This is a genomic window from Micromonospora sp. CNZ296 (assembly GCF_007827635.1).
Genome location: NZ_VISW01000004.1, coordinates 332,915 through 350,821, shown reverse-complemented (window position 1 = coordinate 350,821; position 17,907 = coordinate 332,915). Strand labels below are relative to the sequence as shown.

15 protein-coding genes are annotated in these 17,907 nt (G+C 72.7%); 10 read left to right on the top strand and 5 right to left on the bottom strand.

All coding sequences use genetic code 11. The features are described 5' to 3' along the window. Window positions 1–65 precede the first annotated feature (65 nt). Together FB455_RS34230 and FB455_RS09645 are read left to right on the top strand one after the other, a co-directional pair. Window positions 66–599 carry a hypothetical protein gene (locus FB455_RS34230; protein WP_176921721.1) on the top strand — a complete coding sequence of 178 codons (534 nt, stop codon included), beginning with the start codon at window positions 66–68 and terminating at the stop codon, window positions 597–599. Continuing rightward, a complete protein-coding gene (locus FB455_RS09645) occupies window positions 592–2,922 on the top strand; it encodes a bifunctional polysaccharide deacetylase/glycosyltransferase family 2 protein (RefSeq protein ID WP_013288342.1) in 2,331 nt (776 codons plus the stop codon). The genes FB455_RS34230 and FB455_RS09645 overlap by 8 nt, the downstream gene beginning before the upstream one ends. A 36-nt stretch (window positions 2,923–2,958) precedes the next feature. Here FB455_RS09645 and FB455_RS09640 read toward each other — a convergent pair whose 3' ends face one another. The 5 genes from FB455_RS09640 to FB455_RS09620 form a co-directional block, all read right to left on the bottom strand. After that, window positions 2,959–3,138, bottom strand: coding sequence for a DUF6104 family protein (locus FB455_RS09640; protein WP_013288341.1), 180 nt, complete (start codon window positions 3,136–3,138; stop codon window positions 2,959–2,961). Window positions 3,139–3,204: 66 nt separating this feature from the next. Further along, window positions 3,205–6,948: a multifunctional oxoglutarate decarboxylase/oxoglutarate dehydrogenase thiamine pyrophosphate-binding subunit/dihydrolipoyllysine-residue succinyltransferase subunit gene (locus FB455_RS09635; RefSeq protein WP_145753007.1), complete on the bottom strand. Its 3,744-nt coding sequence runs from the start codon at window positions 6,946–6,948 to the stop codon at window positions 3,205–3,207. Between the two features lie 258 nt (window positions 6,949–7,206). Then, window positions 7,207–8,034, bottom strand: coding sequence for an ABC transporter permease (locus tag FB455_RS09630; RefSeq protein WP_013288339.1), 828 nt, complete (start codon window positions 8,032–8,034; stop codon window positions 7,207–7,209). Further along, on the bottom strand, window positions 8,031–8,972 hold the full coding sequence (locus FB455_RS09625) for an ABC transporter ATP-binding protein (RefSeq protein ID WP_013288338.1): 942 nt from the start codon (window positions 8,970–8,972) through the stop codon (window positions 8,031–8,033). The genes FB455_RS09630 and FB455_RS09625 overlap by 4 nt, the downstream gene beginning before the upstream one ends. A 138-nt stretch (window positions 8,973–9,110) precedes the next feature. Continuing rightward, complete coding sequence (locus FB455_RS09620; RefSeq protein ID WP_145753070.1) at window positions 9,111–9,767, bottom strand: hypothetical protein; 657 nt, start codon at window positions 9,765–9,767, stop codon at window positions 9,111–9,113. Between the two features lie 173 nt (window positions 9,768–9,940). Between FB455_RS09620 and FB455_RS09615 the strand changes: the two genes are divergently transcribed. From FB455_RS09615 to FB455_RS09580, 8 genes are all read left to right on the top strand, one after another. Continuing rightward, on the top strand, window positions 9,941–10,717 hold the full coding sequence (locus tag FB455_RS09615) for a GNAT family N-acyltransferase (RefSeq protein ID WP_145753005.1): 777 nt from the start codon (window positions 9,941–9,943) through the stop codon (window positions 10,715–10,717). Continuing rightward, the gene (locus FB455_RS09610; RefSeq protein WP_145753003.1) at window positions 10,714–11,598 is read left to right on the top strand and encodes a lysophospholipid acyltransferase family protein; all 885 of its coding nucleotides are present in this window, start codon (window positions 10,714–10,716) and stop codon (window positions 11,596–11,598) included. The genes FB455_RS09615 and FB455_RS09610 overlap by 4 nt, the downstream gene beginning before the upstream one ends. Window positions 11,599–11,722: 124 nt before the next feature. Further along, entirely contained in the window at window positions 11,723–12,553 is an 831-nt protein-coding gene (locus FB455_RS09605) for a DUF4097 family beta strand repeat-containing protein (RefSeq protein WP_013475290.1), read from the top strand. After that, entirely contained in the window at window positions 12,550–13,170 is a 621-nt protein-coding gene (locus FB455_RS09600) for a PadR family transcriptional regulator (RefSeq protein ID WP_114918753.1), read from the top strand. The genes FB455_RS09605 and FB455_RS09600 overlap by 4 nt, the downstream gene beginning before the upstream one ends. Before the next feature lie 64 nt (window positions 13,171–13,234). Continuing rightward, on the top strand, window positions 13,235–13,936 hold the full coding sequence (locus FB455_RS09595; RefSeq protein ID WP_030271847.1) for a response regulator transcription factor: 702 nt from the start codon (window positions 13,235–13,237) through the stop codon (window positions 13,934–13,936). After that, window positions 13,933–15,489: a sensor histidine kinase gene (locus FB455_RS09590; RefSeq protein ID WP_013475292.1), complete on the top strand. Its 1,557-nt coding sequence runs from the start codon at window positions 13,933–13,935 to the stop codon at window positions 15,487–15,489. The genes FB455_RS09595 and FB455_RS09590 overlap by 4 nt, the downstream gene beginning before the upstream one ends. 62 nt (window positions 15,490–15,551) lie before the next feature. Next, window positions 15,552–17,066: a S1C family serine protease gene (locus tag FB455_RS09585; RefSeq protein ID WP_071097879.1), complete on the top strand. Its 1,515-nt coding sequence runs from the start codon at window positions 15,552–15,554 to the stop codon at window positions 17,064–17,066. A 135-nt stretch (window positions 17,067–17,201) separates the two neighbouring features. Further along, complete coding sequence (locus FB455_RS09580) at window positions 17,202–17,873, top strand: BON domain-containing protein (RefSeq protein WP_071097881.1); 672 nt, start codon at window positions 17,202–17,204, stop codon at window positions 17,871–17,873. Window positions 17,874–17,907 lie beyond the last annotated feature (34 nt).

Genomic DNA, 17,907 nt, shown 5'->3' with positions numbered 1-17,907 from the left:
TTCTGCCTGGTCACACCGGCTAGCCAGGGGAGAAAGCGGGATTTTTTCGCATCTACACTTGCCGCGTGGATGGCCCGACCGCACTGATTCCCGTCGTACCGGAATCGCCCCCCGTCTTCGTCGACCCGAGCGGGCGGCGACGCCGGCGGCTGCGCCGTCTCGCCTACTGCGCCGGCGCGGCGGGTGTGGTCTACACGGTCATGGTCGGGGTCAGCTTCGCCGGCGGGCCGATCACCCCGGACAGCGTCATCCCGTTCGTCGAGCCGACCAGCGAGCAGCGGCTGCCCTCGCCGAACCCGCCGGCGTCGCCCGCGCCCGCTGTGACCCGTCCCACGCCGGACGCGCCCGCCGACGTCCGGACCGCTCCGGTGCGGGTGCCGGCCACCTCCGTCGCCCCCGCCGCCACGGCCTCGCCGAGCCCTCGGTACCCACGGCCGACCCGGACCGCCCCGACCGTGCCGCGGACCACCCCGGCGGCCACCACCGCGCCGCCCACCGCCCCCACCGCCGAGGTGCCGCCGCCACCCGCTGTCGATCCACCGCCGGTCGTCGACCCGCCCGCCGACCCCGTCGCGCCGGCCGATCCCGCCGATGAGTGACGAGGCACCCGCCCGCCCGTCGACAGGTGACCAGCCCACCGCCCCACTGGACCCCCGCCGCGTGCACGCCGCCCGCCGGCACCGGGCCGGGCGGCGGCCGGACGACGCGTCCACAGTCGTGCTGGACGTCCGGCAGATCCCCGGCGCGCGGCAGATCCCCGGCGCGCGCCGGTCCCGTGGGCGGCGTCTGCTGCCCCGGCCGAGCTGGGCCCTGGTCACCATGGTCGTGGTCGTCCTGGCCGGTCTGCTGGTCGTCGAGGCGTACACGAACGCCGCGTTCGTGCCCGACAACCGGGTGACGCCCGGCAGCCAGCGGGAGGTCCCCAGCTCGGTCATCGGGGGCGGCCCGATCGTCAACGTCGGCGCGGAGGGCCGGACCCAGTCGCACCGGCTGCCGCCGCGTACCGTCGCGCTCACCTTCGACGACGGGCCCGACCCGCGGTGGACGCCGGAGGTGCTGCGCGTCCTGGACAAGTACCGGGTGAAGGGCACCTTCTTCGTCATCGGCTCACAGGTCGTCCGCAACCCGGAGGTGACCCGCCGGCTGGTGACCGAGGGACACGAGCTGGGCGTGCACACGTTCACCCATCCCGACCTCGCCGCGCTGCCGGACTGGCGGCGGGAACTGGAGTACGCGCAGACGCAGCTCGCCGTCGCCAGCACCACAGGCGTCCGGCCGTCGCTGCTGCGGTTCCCGTACTCGTCCCGCGCGGACGCCTACACCGACCGGGACTGGCCGATGCTGCGGCAGGCCGGCGAACTGGGCTACCTCACAGTGGTCAACGACGTCGACAGCCGGGACTGGGAGCTTCCGTCGGTCGAGGAGATGGTCGCCAACGCCACGCCGGACGGGACGGCGGGCACGATCGCGCTCTGGCACGACGCGGGCGGCGACCGGTCCGGCACCGTGGCCGCGCTGGACCGGTACATCCCGATGATGCTGGAGCGCGGCTACCGCTTCACCACGGTCAGCGAAGGGCTCAACCAGACGTTCGCGGCAGCAGGCGTATCAGGCCCGGTCGGCGGGCAGACGGCGGCCCCGCTCGACGAGCGGTGGCGGGGACACGTGCTGGTCGGCGCGGTACGCGTGGCAGACGGCATGTTCGGGATGCTCGGCGTCTTCTTCGTGCTCGTCGGGGTGCTCACCGTCGGCCGGACCCTGCTGCTGTTCGTCATGGCACCACGGCACGCGGCCCGCCGCCGTCGCCGCGACTGGTCCTGGGGGCCGCCGGTCACCGAACCGGTCTCGGTGATCGTGCCCGCGTACAACGAGCGGGAGGGCATCGCCGCGGCGGTCCGCTCGCTGGCCCTGGGCGACCACCCCGGCGGCATCGAGGTGGTGGTGGTCGACGACGGCTCGACCGACGGAACCGCCGACATCGTGGCGGCGCTGCGCCTGCCGAACGTCCGGGTCGTGCGCAAGCCCAACGGCGGCAAGCCGAGTGCGCTGAACACGGGTGTCGCGCTGGCCCGGCACGACCTGATCGTCATGGTCGACGGCGACACGATCTTCGAGCCGGACTCGGTGCGCCGGCTGGTCCAGCCGTTCGCCGACCCCGGGGTCGGCGTGGTCGCCGGCAACGTCAAGGTCGGCAACCGCCGCGGCCTGATCGCCAAGTGGCAGCACATCGAGTACGTCATCGGCTTCAACCTCGACCGCCGCCTCTACGAGACGCTGCGCTGCATGCCCACCGTCCCGGGTGCGATCGGCGCGTTCCGGCGCCAGGCGCTGGAGCAGGTGGGCGGCATGACCGACGACACGCTGGCCGAGGACACCGACGTCACCATCGCCCTCGGCCGGGCCGGCTGGCACATCGTGTACGAGGAGAGCGCCCGCGCCTGGACCGAGGCCCCGACCACCGTCGGCCAGCTGTGGAAGCAGCGGTACCGGTGGAGCTACGGCACCCTCCAGGCGATGTGGAAGCACCGGCGCTCGGTGATCGACAGTGGCCGGTCGGGCCGGTTCGGCCGCCGGTGCCTGTCGTTCCTGACGCTGTTCGGTGTGCTGCTGCCGCTGGCCGCCCCGGTGATCGACCTGCTCGCGATCTACGGGCTGATCTTCCTGGATCGCAGCGACACGGTGGTGGCCTGGCTGGCGATGCTCGCGCTCCAGTTCCTCACCGCGGTGCTCGCCTTCCGGCTGGACCGGGAGAAGCTCGGCGTGCTCTGGGTGCTGCCGTTGCAGCAGTTCGTCTACCGGCAGGTGATGTACCTGGTGCTGCTCCAGGCCGTCGGCACCGCGCTGACGGGCGGCCGGCTCGGCTGGCAGAAGCTGCGGCGTACCGGAGACCTCCGGGTCGCCGGGCGGGGCGCGACCGGCTGAGACCCGGCCGCGCGGCGCGTCGGTCCGTCGCCCGGGTCAGTCGTCGTCCGGGTCGTCGAGGCGGGCCAGCCAGGTGGCGAACCGCTCGATCGGGGTCTCGAACTCCGGGTTCAGATCGATGAAGTCACGCAGCCGCTCGCCCAGCCACTCCATGCTGACCTGCTCGTCGCCACGGCGCTCGACCAGCTCCTCGATGCCACGGTCGGTGAAGTACACGGTGTTCCTCTCGTCGTCGTACGGCAGCGGCCCGCCCCGGGTCGGGACGGGCCGCTGCCGGTGATGTCACGGGCGGGGGAGAGCCGCCTCGATCAGCGCGTTCTGCTCGACCTCGTGCATCTTCGCCGAGCCGACCGCCGGGGCGGCGGCGGCCGGGCGGGAGATGCGGCGCAGCCGGACCTCGGGCAGGTGCTCCAGCAGGTTGAGCGCGACGAACGACCAGGCGCCCTGGTTGGCCGGCTCCTCCTGGACCCAGGCGAAGTCCTCGGCGTTCGGGTACTGCGCCAGCGCGGCCCGGACCTCCTCGACGGGCAGCGGGTAGAGCTGCTCCATCCGGAGGATCGCGGTGTCGGTGACGCCCCGCTCCTGCCGGGCCTGGAACAGGTCGTAGTAGACCTTGCCCGAGCAGAGCAGCACCCGCTTGACCTGCTCCGGCGCCGGAGCCGCGGTGTCGGCCAGCACCGGCTGGAACGTCCCGGTGGTGAAGTCCTCCACCGGCGACACGCAGAGCTTGTGCCGCAGCAGCGACTTCGGCGTGAACACCACCAGCGGCTTGCGCTTGGGCGACAGGGCCTGGCGGCGCAGCAGGTGGAAGTAGTTCGCCGGGGTGGTCGGGATGGCCACCCGCATGTTGTCCTCGGCGCAGAGCTGGAGGAACCGCTCCGGGCGGCCGGAGGTGTGGTCCGGGCCCTGGCCCTCGTGGCCGTGCGGCAGCAGCAGGGTCACCGCGGAGCGCTGGCCCCACTTCACCTCGCCGGAGGAGATGAACTCGTCGATCACCGACTGGGCGCCGTTGACGAAGTCACCGAACTGGGCCTCCCAGGCCACCAGCGCGTTGATGTTCTCCACCGAGTAGCCGTACTCGAAGCCCATGGCCGCGTACTCGGAGAGCAGCGAGTCGTGGACGAAGAAGCGCGACCGCTCGCCGTCGGCGGTGAGCGACTTCAGCGGCAGGTAGTCCTCGCCGGTCTTGGCGTCGACCACCGAGGCGTGCCGCTGGACGAACGTGCCGCGGCGCGAGTCCTGCCCGGCGAGCCGGACGGTGACCCCGTCGTGCAGCAGCGTGCCGAACGCGATGATCTCGGCGAAGCCCCAGTCGATGCCGCCCTCGACGGACATCTTGCGGCGCCGCTCCAGCAGCTGCTGGATCCGCTTGTGCGGGGTGAAGCCCTCCGGCAGGTTGACGTGCGCCTCGCCGATCGCCTTGACCACTGCGGCGTCGGTGGCGGTGTCGACCTGCGGCTCCGGCTCCTCCTCCCGCGCCGGGCGGCTGAGCTGACGCGGGGTGGTCGCGGCGTCCCGGGTGGCCTTGAAGACCCGCTCAAGCTGCCCCTGGTAGTCGCGCAGCAGCTCCTCCGCGTCCTCCACGGTGATGTCGCCGCGCCCGATCAGCTCCTCGGTGTAGAGCTTCCGGACGGACCGCTTCGAGTCGATGATCTTGTACATCTCCGGGTTGGACATCGACGGGTCGTCGCCCTCGTTGTGCCCGCGCCGGCGGTAGCAGACCATGTCGATCACGACGTCCTTGTTGAACGCCTGCCGGTACTCGAACGCGAGCCGGGCCACCCGGACCACGGCCTCCGGGTCGTCGCCGTTCACGTGGAAGATCGGCGCCTGGATCATCCGGGCCACGTCGGTGCTGTAGAGGCTGGACCGGCTGTACTCCGGGGCGGTGGTGAAGCCGACCTGGTTGTTGACGACCACGTGCACGGTGCCGCCGGTGCGGTAGCCGCGCAGCTGGGACAGGTTGAGCGTCTCGGCCACAACGCCCTGGCCGGCGAAGGCGGCGTCACCGTGCACCGCCAGCGGCAGCACGGTGTAGCCCTCCAGCTTGAGGTCGATGCGGTCCTGCTTGGCCCGGACGATGCCCTCCAGCACCGGGTCCACGGCCTCCAGGTGCGACGGGTTCGCCACCACCGACACCTTGACCGCGTGCTCGCCGTCCGGGGTGGTGAACTTGCCGTTCTGGCCGAGGTGGTACTTCACGTCGCCCGAGCCCTGCGTGGACCGCGGGTCGAGGTGCCCCTCGAACTCGGAGAAGATCTTCTCGTACGGCTTGCCGACGATGTTCGCCAGCACGTTGAGCCGGCCGCGGTGGGCCATGCCGATGACGACCTCGTCCAGCCCGGCCTCGGCGGAGCACTCCAGCACCTCGCCGAGCAGCGGGATCAGCGACTCGCCGCCCTCCAGCGAGAAGCGCTTCTGGCCGACGTACTTGGTCTGGAGGAACGTCTCGAACGCCTCGGCGGCGTTGAGCCGGTTCAGCACGTGCTTCTGCTCGTCGGAGCTGGGCTTCTCGTACTTGCGCTCGACCCGCTCCTGGATCCAGCGCCGCTCCTCCGGGTCCTGGATGTGCATGTACTCGATGCCGACCCGGCGGCAGTACGAGTCGCGCAGCACGCCGAGGATCGACCGCAGCTTCATCCGCTGCTGGCCGGCGAAGCCGTTGACCGGGAAGACGCGGTCGAGGTCCCAGAGCGTGAGCCCGTGCTGGAGCACGTCCAGGTCCGGGTGCTTACGGATCTTGAACTCCAGCGGGTCGGTGTCGGCCATCAGGTGGCCGCGCACCCGGTACGCGTGGATCAGCTCGTGCACCCGAGCGGTCTTGTTGATCTGGCCTTCGCTGTCGACGGCCACGTCGCGCATCCAGCGCACCGGCTCGTACGGGATCCGCAGCGAGGTGAAGATGTCGTCGTAGAAGCCGCGCTCGCCGAGCAGCAGCTCGTGCATGACCTTCAGGAACTCGCCGGACTGTGCGCCCTGGATGATCCGGTGGTCGTACGTGCTGGTCAGCGTGATGACCTTGCTGACCGCGTTCTCGGCCAGGGTGGCCTCGCTCATGCCCTGGTAGGGGGCCGGGTATTCCATCGCGCCGACGCCGATGATGGCGCTCTGCCCCTGCATCAGGCGCGGGATCGAGTGCACCGTGCCGATGCCGCCCGGGTTGGTGAGCGAGATCGTGGTGCCGGAGTAGTCCTCCATGGTCAGCTCGTTGCGGCGGGCGCGCCGGACCACGTCCTCGTACGCCTGCCAGAACTGCCGGAAGTCCATCTGCTCGCAGCCCTTGATGGACGGCACCACCAGGTTGCGCGAGCCGTCCGGCTTGACCAGGTCGATCGCGATGCCCAGGTTGACGTGCTCCGGGCGGACCATCGCCGGCTTGCCGTCGACCTCGGCGAAGGAGTTGTTCATCTCCGGGTGCTCGACGACCGCGCGGACGAGCGCGTACCCGATCAGGTGGGTGAAGCTGACCTTGCCACCGCGACCGCGGGTCAGGTGGTTGTTGATCACGATGCGGTTGTCGACGAGCAGCTTGGCCGGGACGGCGCGCACGCTCGTGGCGGTCGGGACGGCGAGCGACGCGTCCATGTTCTGCACGATCTTGGCGGCGACGCCGCGCAGCGGCGTGGTGCCCGCGGCGCTCGCGGTCGGCGCCTTGGCGGCCGGCTTGGCCGGGGCGGACTTCTTGGCCGGCTCGGGCGCCTTCGCCGCCGGCTTGGCGGCGGGCTTGGCCGGAGCGGGCGCGGCCTTGGGGGCGGCCTTCGGCTCGGCCTTGGCGGACTGCGCGGTGACGGTCGCCACCGCTTCCTGCTGCTCGGCCGGCTCCGGCTTCGCGGCCGGCTTGGCCTGCCCGTCCGGGCGCGGTGTGGCGGCGCCCGGGGCCGGCCGGTAGTCGGCGAAGAAGTCGTGCCAGGCCGAATCGACGCTCGAGGGGTCGGCGAGGTAACGCTGGTACATCTCCTCGACGATCCACTCGTTCGGGCCGAAACCCGCCAGTGGGTTCTCCTGCGAAGTCTGCTGGGTCGACACGGCCGCTAATCGCCTCTTTCACGCGGTTGTGAATGTCACGGTGGCCCCCGGTGACCCCCGGTTGCCGACGCTGGGTAAACCGATGCCAAGGCTACGCCGTGCGCTGCGCGCAGGCATTCTCGCCTCCGGCTGGTGGTCCGTTTCACAGAAGATGCCAGAAGTTCGGCAAACGCTGCGTGATCCGCCGACTCCTGCTAGACGAGCGAGACCCCGGCCGATGACGTCCGTCACCGACCGGGGTCCGTCCCCGACGCGAGGTCAGGAGATGTCGCGCTTGCGGATCGTGGCCACGCCGATCGCGCCGGCCACCACCGCGTACCCGATCAGCACCAGGGCGCCGGCCCACTGCGGCGGGTTACCCGGGATGTCCGTGTCACCGCCGACCATGAGCCCGGAGGCCAGCGACGGGACCAGCAGCTGGAGCTTGTTGATCCAGTCGCCGTACCGCGCCGCGAGGAGGCTGAGGACGATGACCGCGCCGATCGCGCCGCCCAGGTAGAACAGGATGCCGGTCACGGTGGCGCCGATCTGGCTGCGGATCAGCACGCCGAGCCCGACGCCGAGCACCGACCACAGCAGGTACGCCAGGCCGTTGAGCGCGATCGCCCGCCACACGGCGCCGCTGCCGAGCTGCGAGCCGACGTCCACCGAGCTGAGGATCAGCGGCGCGGTGACCAGGTTCAGCACCGTGGTGACGAGCCAGAACAGCAGCGCCAGCACGCCGGCCGCGGCCAGCTTGGCCAGCATCACAGCGGTGCGGTGCGGCGCGGTGAGGAACGTGGTGGTCACCGTCTGGTGGAAGAACTCGCTGGTCACCACCACGATGCCCAGCAGCAGCACGATGAGCAGCCCGAAGAACTGGCCGTTCGTGTAGAGGTTGGCCGCCAGGTTGTCGGCGGCCGAGATGGCCTGCAACTGGTCGGACTGGTCGGCCGGCACCTCGCCGAAGTCCCCGCCGGCCAGCGCCTCGGTCTGCAACCAGTTGAAGAACAGCGTGAGCGCCCACAGCGCCAGGCTGATCAGCCCGAAGATCCACCAGGTGCTGGTGGTACGGATCTTGAGCAGTTCGGATCGGACCAGCGTCATCGGATCTCCGCCTTTCCGGCCGTCAGCTCCAGGAAGACCCCTTCGAGGTCGGGGCGCTCGGTGGTCAGCTCGTGCAGCTCGACCTTGGCGGCCAGCGCGACCCGGCCCACAGCCGGCGCGTCCACGCCGGTCACCAGCAGCGCGCCGTGCGGGTCGGTGTCGACGACGGCCGACTGCTCGCGCAGCGCCGCGGTCAGTTCGTCGGCCTGCGGGGTGCGCACCCGCACCCGCACGTCGTGCGTCATCGACGCCATCACCTGGTCGACCGGGCCCTGCCGGACCAGCTTGCCGGCCGCGATGATCACCACGTCGTCGGCGAGCAGCTGCATCTCGGAGAGCAGGTGGCTGGAGACCAGCACCGTCCGTCCCTCGGCGGCCAGCCCCTTGAGGAAGCCGCGCATCCAGCGGATGCCCTCCGGGTCCAGGCCGTTGGCCGGCTCGTCCAGGATCAGCACCTGCGGGTTGCCGAGCATCGCGGCGGCGATGCCGAGCCGCTGCTTCATGCCGAGCGAGTAGCCCTTGAACTTGCGCTTGGCGGCGGGCGAGAGCCCGACCAGGGCGAGCGCCTCGTCGGCGCGCTCCTTCGGCAGGCCCGCCGCAGCGCAGATCACCCGCAGGTGGTTGATGCCGGTGCGGCCCTTGTGCGCGCTGGACGCCTCCAGCACCGCGCCGACCGTACGCAGCGGATCGGGCAGGTCGGCGTACCTGCTGCCGCCGATGGTGGCCGTGCCGGCGCTCGGCGTCACCAGGTTGAGCAGCATGCGCAGCGTGGTCGTCTTACCGGCGCCGTTGGGGCCGAGGAAGCCGGTGACCCGGCCCGGCTCGACCGTGAACGACAGGTTGTCCACCGCGCGGACGGTCTTGTATTGCTTGGTCAGGCCGGACACGATGATCTGGCCGGTCCCGGCACTGGGGCGTGGCTGCCCGTCGGACATCATTCTCCTCTCCTGCCCCGGCGGGCTCGTCGCGCGCCGGTGGGGGCGCCGTTGCGGGGGCACCCGGCAACAGCCTTCCAACCCGGCGCAAGGGGGTCAATCAGGCGGGACGCGTACGCGCCGTCCTCCTCAGGGAGGAGATCACCGGGTCGGCAGCGCCACCCAGATGGCCCGGGCGCGGCCGAGCAGCGCGCCGTCCGAACCGTACAGGCTGGTGTGCACCTCGGCCTTGCGTCCCTCACCGCCGACCGCGAGGCCCGTCACCACGCACTCGTCGCCGGGCCGTGGCAGCGCCGTGACCTGCGCGGCGATCCGCCCCAGCACGTACGGCCGGCCGGGCGCGAGCACCGCCCAGCCACCCGGGCAGTCCAGCGCCGCCCACACAGTCGAGGGCACCACGTCGGCCGGCGCGCGGAACGGCGCGGCGGTCCGCCCGTCCGGCAGCCGCCCGGGGAAGATCCGCAGCCCGTCCGGGTTCGCCGGGCCGCAGACGTAGCAGCGGGGGAAGGGGTGGTCGACCAGACCGGGGTACGCCCGCGCGGCGTCGGCCGCCGTCGCCCGGTCCACCGGCGGCACCACCGCGTCGACCGGTTCGACCCGGCGTACCTGGGCGATCAGGTGTCCGTCCGGATCGCGTACCTCGCCGTCGGCGGCGGTCAGCGGCGTGTCCAGCGGCGGCGGCCGGCGCAACGTGACCTCCACCGGGCCCCGGTCGTCGATCAGCGCGGCGAAGATCCCGGCGCTCCAGCCGCCGTTGCCGGAGCCGTCCGGCCCCTGGAAGCGGGCCTCGACCAGCATGTGCACCTCCGGTTCCCCTCCGCCGGCGCCGTCGCGGGCGGTCCGCCCGGCAGCCTCGCACACGCCGGTCCCGTCCCGGCCGTCCCGGTTCGCACGCCGCCGCCGACCGGCGTTCACCGGATCGACACCCCTCATCCCGCCCGGTGGCAACCCGGGGCACCTACACAGGAGTCATGGCCGTTCTGCACGCCGCTGGCGCACCGCTCACGACCAGCGGTTACACCCTGCTGATCGCCGACGACCCGACACTGGTCGCGGCCGCGCAACGCCTGCGCCACGAGGTGTTCGCCGGCGAACTCGGCGCCACCCTGCCGACCGCCGCCACCGGGCTCGACACCGACGGGTTCGACGCGTACTGCGACCACCTGGTGGTGCTGCACGAGGGGACCGGGGAGGTCGTCGGCACGTACCGGCTGCTGCCGCCCGGCCGCACCGACCGCCGGTACGCCGACGCCGAGTTCGACCTGGGCCCGCTCGCCCCGCTCCGCGACGACCTGGTCGAGGCGGGCCGCTCCTGCGTCCACCCGGACCACCGCACCGGCGCCGTGATCAACCTCATGTGGGCCGGGATCTGCCGCTACCTGCACCTGCGCGGCGCCCGCTGGCTCGGTGGCTGCGCCTCGGTGCCGGTCGACGACGGCGGGACCGCCGCCGCGCAGGTGTGGGCCGAGGTCACCGCCCGGCACCTCGCCCCGCCGCTGCTGCGGGTCACCCCGCGCCGGCCCTGGTTCGCCGAGGCGCCCGCCGCCGACCTCGCCGCGCTCACCCCGGCGCGACGCCGGGCGCTCGTGCCGCCGCTGCTGCGCGGCTACCTGCGGCTGGGCGCCTGGGTGGCCGGCGAGCCCGCGTACGACAGGGACTTCGGCTGCGCCGACTTCTACGTGCTGTTCTCGCTGGACCGGATGAACCCGCGCTACCTGCGGCACTTCCTCGGCGAGGCCGGGTCGTGACCGCCGCCGCCGAGCCGTGGGCGGCCGGTCCGGTTGCCGGGGAGGGCCTGTGGCGGCCCGCCTCGGGCTGCGGGCCGGACTGTCTGCCGCCGCACGCCGCCCCGGACGTGTCGTGGCTGCGCCGGGCCGGGCGGCTGCTCGGCGTACTCGGAATGCTCCTGGCCGGGACGGGTCTGGTCGCGCTGCTGCCGGTGCTGCCCGCCGCCCGGGGCCGGGCCGCGTCGCGGGGCTGGGCGCGGTGGACGCTGCGTACCCTCGGGGTGCGTCTGCTGGTCCGCGGCCGGGTGCCGCGGGGGCGCGCGCTGCTGGTCGCCAACCACGTGTCCTGGCTGGACGTCCTGGCGGTGCTCGCCGTGTCGCCGGCCCGGATGCTGGCGAAGCGCGAGGTCCGGAGCTGGCCGCTGGTGGGTGCCCTGGCCGCCGCGGCGGGCACCGTCTTCGTGGACCGGTCCCGGCCGCGTGACCTGCCGACCACCGTCGCGCGGGTGGCCGGCGCGCTGCGGTCCGGGCGGTCGGTGGCGGTGTTCCCGGAGGGTACGACCTGGTGCGGCGCCGCGACGGACTGCCGCCCGAGCCGCGGCTTCCGTCCGGCGATGTTCGAGGCCGCCGTGGCGGCGGGTGCGCCGGTGGTGCCGTTGAGCCTCGGCTACCGGTACGCGGGCGACCCGAGCACGCTGCCCGCCTTCCTCGGCGAGGAGACGCTCTGGGCGTCGATGCGCCGGGTGCTCGCCGCCCGGGACCTGACCGTGTCGGTGACGGTGAGCGCCGCGCTGCACCCGGCCGAGGGCGCGGACCGCCGGGCGCTGGCCCGGATCGCCGAGGCCGCGGTCCGCCCGGCCCCGCGTCCCGTGCTCGCGACCCAGCTCGACCTGGCGGCCTGACCGCTCAGCCGTCGGAGACGCGACATAGTCGCGATAGTGTCTTGTTCAGTCGCGATGTATCGCGTTATGCTCCTCGCAACACCTGGCGTGCCGTGGGCCGGTACGCCGACGAGGGGAGCGTGTCATGGCCAGTTGGACGGTCGACAACCCGCAGCGCATCACGCTGGACGAGCCGATCACCCGGCTCGACGCCGAGCTGATCAGCGGCCGGCTGAACGTGGTCGGCGCCGACGGTCCGGCCCGGGTCGACGTGACCCGGATCAGCAGCCGGCCGCTTCTCGTCGAGGTACGCGACGGGCGGCTGACGATCCGGCACAAGCGCAAGCCCGGCCTGCTCGGCATCTTCTCCTGGTTCGGCAACCGGATCCGGGCCGAGGTGTCGGTCGCCGTTCCGCCGGACGTGCTCGCCACCCTGTCGGTGGTCAGCGGCGCGCTCGTCGCCTCCGGGCTGCGCCGGGAGACCCGGGTCGACGTCACCTCCGGGCAGGTCACGCTGCGCGGTCTGCGGGGACGCACCAGCGCGAAGGTCATCTCCGGGCCGGTCGAGGCGCTCGGCATCGGCGGCGACCTGGACCTGGAGACGGTCTCCGGTGAGCTGATCCTCGCCGACAGCGCGCCCGAGCGGGTCCGCGCGCACGCCGTCTCCGGCTCGATCACCTGCGACCTGGACAACCCGCGCGGCAGCGAGATCCGGCTCAGCGCCATCTCCGGCAGCATCACCGTGCGGGTCCGCGAGGACAGCGACCTCACAGTGCACCTGCACACCACCTCCGGCAAGATCACCAGCGGCTTCCCCCAGGTGGACGGCGGTGGGCGCGGGCTGGGCTCGATCAAGGACAGCCACGGTGTGCTCGGTGGGGGTGCGGGTAGGCTCTGGGCCTCCGCGACCTCCGGCAGCATCGCGCTGCTCGCCCGCCCGGTCGCGCCCGCCGACCATGTGGAGGACGTGCCGTGACCGCCGTGTTCAGCCACGGCCGGCTCCGGCTCTACCTGCTGAAGCTGCTCGACGACGGCCCGAAGCACGGCTACGAGCTGATCCGTCTGCTGGAGGAGCGCTTCCTCGGCCTGTACGCGCCCAGCGCCGGCACCATCTACCCGCGCCTGCAACGGCTGGAGGCGGAAGGGCTGGTCACGCACACCGCCGCGGGCGGGCGCAAGGTCTACGAGATCACCGAGGCGGGCCGCGCCGAACTGCGGCAGCGCGCCGACGAGCTGTCGACGCTGGAGAGCGACATCGGCGCCGCCGTCGAGGACCTCTCCGCGCTGGCCGGTGAGATCCGCACCGAGGTACGCGGATCGGTGCGCGACCTGAAGCGGGAGCTGCGCGAGGCGGCCCGGCAGACCCGGCAGGGCGGCTGGACGGCGTCCGCGACCACCCGGCCGGCGGGCGACGGGGGATCGGCCCGCCCGGAGGAGTCGCCGCTGCTCGCCGACTTCGACCAGCGGCTCGCCGCGTTCACCGTCGAGGTCGGGGCGCTGGTCCGGGCCCGGCGGCTCAGCGACAACCAGCTCCGTACCGCGATCCGGCTGCTCGACGGTGCGCTGGAAGGGCTGCGGCGGCTGCTCCGCTGATCTCACAGGTTGTTTCCAGGGAGCACCCAGCGCGGCCGCAGCCGGAGCACGGATGATGGGTGCCATGGCGGCTACCCAGACCGAGGCCCGGCTTCTCGTCGTCGAGGACGATCCCAACATCCTCGAACTGCTCTCCGCGAGCCTGCGCTTCGCGGGCTTCGACGTGGCCACCGCGACCAGCGGCAGCGCCGCACTCAACGCCGCCAAGGACCACCGGCCCGACCTGGTGGTGCTCGACGTGATGCTGCCCGACCTGGACGGCTTCGAGGTCATCCGGATGCTGCGCGAGGGCGGTACGCGTACCCCTGTGGTGTTCCTGACCGCGCGTGACGCCACCGACGACAAGATCCGCGGGCTCACCCTGGGCGGCGACGACTACGTCACCAAGCCGTTCAGCCTGGAGGAGCTGACCGCCCGTATCCGGGCCGTGCTGCGGCGTACCGCGACCGGTGAGCAGGCCCCGTCCCGCCTCACCTTCGCCGACCTGGAGCTGGACGAGGAGACCCACGAGGTGCACCGGGCCGGCCAGCGGGTGCAGCTGTCGCCGACCGAGTTCAAGCTGCTGCGCTACCTGATGCTCAACGCCAACCGGGTGCTCAGCAAGGCGCAGATCCTCGACCACGTCTGGAACTACGACTTCCGCGGTGACGACAACATCGTCGAGTCCTACATCTCGTACCTGCGGCGCAAGGTCGACAACACCCAGCCCCGGCTGATCCACACGCTCAGGGGAGTGGGATACGTGCTCCGCAAGCCGGCGGCGTGAACGTCGTCCACGACGCGAAGGGCAGGCTGCGCAGCGTCCCGCTCCGGCTGAAACTCGTCGCCGCGGTCCTCGCGCTCGTGGCTGTGGCGCTGGTGGTGATCAGCGGCCTGACGGCGTTCCTGCTGCGGAACTATCTGATCGGGCAGGCGGACGACCAGCTCCGCGGCGGCGCGTACACGGTGGCCAACACGCTCGACAAGGCCGGCGGCGGCGGGATCAAGATCACCATTCCGTCGGACTACGTGGCGTCCGTGATGGCGCCCGGTGAGCTGCCGGAGGAGCCGACGCGCTACGAGGGCCTGCGCGAAGAGGAACTGCCCCGGTTCCCCGCCGACTACGCGGGCTACCAGGAGCGGGTGGGCGACCCGTTCACCGTGCGCTCCGAGGACGGCCGCAGCCGGTGGCGGATGCTCTACACCGCCCTGCCCGACGGGCGGATCATCGCGCTCGGGCAGCACCTCACCGGCGTGGACTCCGCGGTCGGCCGGCTGGTCTGGATAGACCTCCTGGTCGGCGGCGCGGTGCTGATCTCGCTGGCGTCGGTGGGTGCCGGGATCGTCCGTACCAGCCTGAAGCCGCTGGTGGAGATAGAGCGTACGGCGGCCGCCATCGCCGGCGGCGACCTGACCCGGCGGGTGCCCGACCCGGAGATGGGGCGGCCGTGCCCCACCTCGGAGCTGGGCCGCCTGTCCCGGGCACTGAACGCGATGCTCGCGCAGATCGAGGCCGCGTTCACCGCGCGGGCCGCCTCCGAGGCGGCGGCACGCAGCGCCGAGATGGGCGCACGGGACGCCGCCGCGTACGCGCAGGCGTCGGAGGCGCGGGCCCGCCGGTCCGAGGAGCGGATGCGGCAGTTCATCGCCGATGCCTCGCACGAGCTGCGCACGCCGCTGACCACCATCCGGGGCTTCGCCGAGCTGTACCGCCAGGGCGCGGCGCGGGCGCCGGAGCAGACCGCCGACCTGCTGCGCCGCATCGAGGACGAGGCGTCCCGGATGGGTCTGCTGGTGGAGGACCTGCTGCTGCTGGCGCGGATGGACCGGGAACGGCCGATCGCGCTGGCCCCGGTCGAGCTGCCGGTGCTGGCGTCCGACGCGGTCGAGGCGGCCCGGGTGGTCGCCCCGGACCGGCGGATCGAGCTGGAGCGGGAACCGGGCGCCGGGCCGCTGGTGGTGCTCGGCGACGACGCGCGCCTGCGCCAGGTGATCGGCAACCTGATGACGAACGCGCTCACCCACACGCCGCCGGACACCTCGGTGACGCTGCGGCTGCGGGCCGAGGCGGGCAACCTCGCCGTGGTGGAGGTGGCGGACACCGGTCCCGGCCTCACCCCGGAGCAGGCCGAGCGGGTCTTCGAGCGGTTCTACCGTGTGGACGCCGCCCGTACCCGCCGGGCCGGCGGGCCGATCAGCACCGGCCTCGGCCTGGCCATCGTGGCCGCGCTCGTCGCCGCGCACCACGGCACCGTCGAGGTGGCGGAGACACCGGGCGGAGGGGCGACCTTCCGGGTGAAGCTGCCGCTGCTGCCCGAGGAGCCCGAGCCCGGCGAGTGACATTCAGAAAACTTCCAGGCGGATTACAGGCTGGTGACAGTGCTACGGGGAAAGCTGATGGCATGACCGACCACGAGACCGATCCGCAGCGGTCGCCGGCCCCCGCCGACGCCGAGCCGTCGCACCACACCGCCGAGCTGCCCCGCGTCGAGAGCGGGACGTCGGACTCCTCCAGCACCCCGGCCGCGGCGTCGGTTCCGGCCGACTCCCCGGCCGCCGGAACCAGCACGCCCGCCGGGCACACGAACCCGGCGGAGAACGCCGGAAACACCGCGCCCGCCGGGCCGTACCCGCCGCAGCCGGCGACGCCGTCCGCGCCGCCGTACCCGGCCTCGGGGCAGCCGCACCCCTGGTACGGGCAGCAGCACCAGCAGGGCGGCTGGAACCAGCAGACCGCCGCGGGCTACCCGTCCACGCAGCACGGTGGGCCGGTGCCGTCGTACCAGGCACAGCCGTACCAGACGCAGCAGGGATACCAGTCGTACCAGCCCGGGCAGCCGATGCCGCAGTGGGGCCCGCAGCAGCCGGCACGCCCCAGCCGGGCCGGGAAGTTCGTCGGCGCGGGCGCGCTGGCGCTGGTCCTGATGCTCGGCTCCGGCGCGGCCGGTGGCGCGCTCGCCCTCGCGCTCGACGGGGACGGTCCCACCCGCACCTACTCCGCCGCGCCGGTGATCAACAGCGCCGACCTGCCCAAGATCGCGGCCTCCGTCCAGGACAGCATCGTCACGATCATGACGAACAGCGGTGAGGGCTCCGGGGTGATCCTCAGCGCCGACGGGTTCGTGCTCACCAACAACCACGTCGTCGCCGGCGCCGGCGGCGACACCGTGCGGGTGGTCTTCGCCGACGGCAAGAGCGCCTCCGCGAAGATCGTCGGCACCGACCCGAAGACCGACCTCGCTGTGGTCCAGGCCAGTGGCGTCAGCAACCTGAAGGCGGCCAAGTTCGGCGACAGCGACGCCATGCAGGTCGGTGACCAGGTGCTCGCCCTGGGCAGCCCGCTCGGCCTCCAGGGCTCGGTCACCGCCGGCATCCTCAGCGCCCGCGACCGCACCATCCAGGCGGGGGAGGGCGGCCAGCAGAACCCGCAGCAGGGCGCCAGCTCGATCTCCGGCCTGCTCCAGACCGACGCCCCGATCAACCCGGGCAACTCCGGCGGCGCGCTCGTCAACACCCGGGGCGAGGTGATCGGCATCAACACCGCCATCGCCACCGCCGGGCAGGGCAGCACCGGAAACATCGGCGTGGGCTTCGCCATCCCGAGCAACAAGGCCAAGAACGTGGCCGAGAAGCTCCAGCGCGGCGAGAAGATCAGCCACCCCTCGCTCGGGGTGAGCGTGAACGGCGCCGAGGACGGCGGCGCGCTGGTCGCCGCGGTCACGCCCGGCAGCCCCGCCGAGAAGGCCGGGATCCAGCGCGGCGACGTGATCACCAAGTTCGGCGACAAGGTGATCAACGACTCGAACGACCTGGTCGGCGCCGTGCAGGCCGGCAAGGTCGGTGACCGGGTCGAGGTGCAGTACAAGCGAAACGGATCCACCGAGAACGCAACCGTGACGCTCGCCGAGACGTCATAGTCCCGAGGACCTGCCTCCCTCCCGGGCGGCGGGTGACGGAGCCAAGGGGGTTGGCTCCGTCACCCGCCGCCCCTCCTCGTTTCTCACCCGGTACGGGTGAGCGCGCCTCACCCGTACCGGCGGGAGGGTCGGGGCATGACCACCACGTCCGCCGTGCGCACCGACCAGCAGATCCAGCGCGACGTCCTCGCCGAACTGGACTGGGACGCGCAGACCCGGGCCACCGAGGTCGGCGTGACAGTCGCGCGGGGCGTCGTGACGCTCACCGGCCAGGTGGACAGCTACGCCCGGCGGTGGGCCGTCGAGCGCTGCGCCCACCGGGTACGCGGCGTCCGGGCGGTCGCCAGTGACCTGGCGGTCGACCTGCCCGCCACGGACCGGCGTACCGACGCCGACATCGCGATCGCTGCGAGCCGGGCGCTGGAGTGGGACAGCTTCGTGCCCGCCGAGCGGCTGGACGTGACCGTCGCCGACGGCTGGATCATGCTGCGCGGCGAGGTCGAGTTCGGCTTCCAGCGCCGTACCGCCGAACGGGAACTGCGCCGGCTGCGCGGCGTACGCGGGGTGACGAACCTGGTCGAGGTGCGGCCGCCGACCCCGCCGAGTGACGAGCAGAAGCGGATCGACCTGCGCCGCCTGCTGCTGCGGCGTACCGGGACCGAGCGGATCGACGCCCGGGTCGACGGCGACACGGTGGTGCTCGACGGTGTGGTGAGCGCCTGGTGGCAGCGGGAGGACGCGGAACGGGCCGCCTGGGCGCTGCCCGGCGTACGGGAGGTGCACGTCGGGATCGTGGTGTCCGGCTGACCGCCCGTCGTTTACCGCGGGCCGGGCCGGGAAC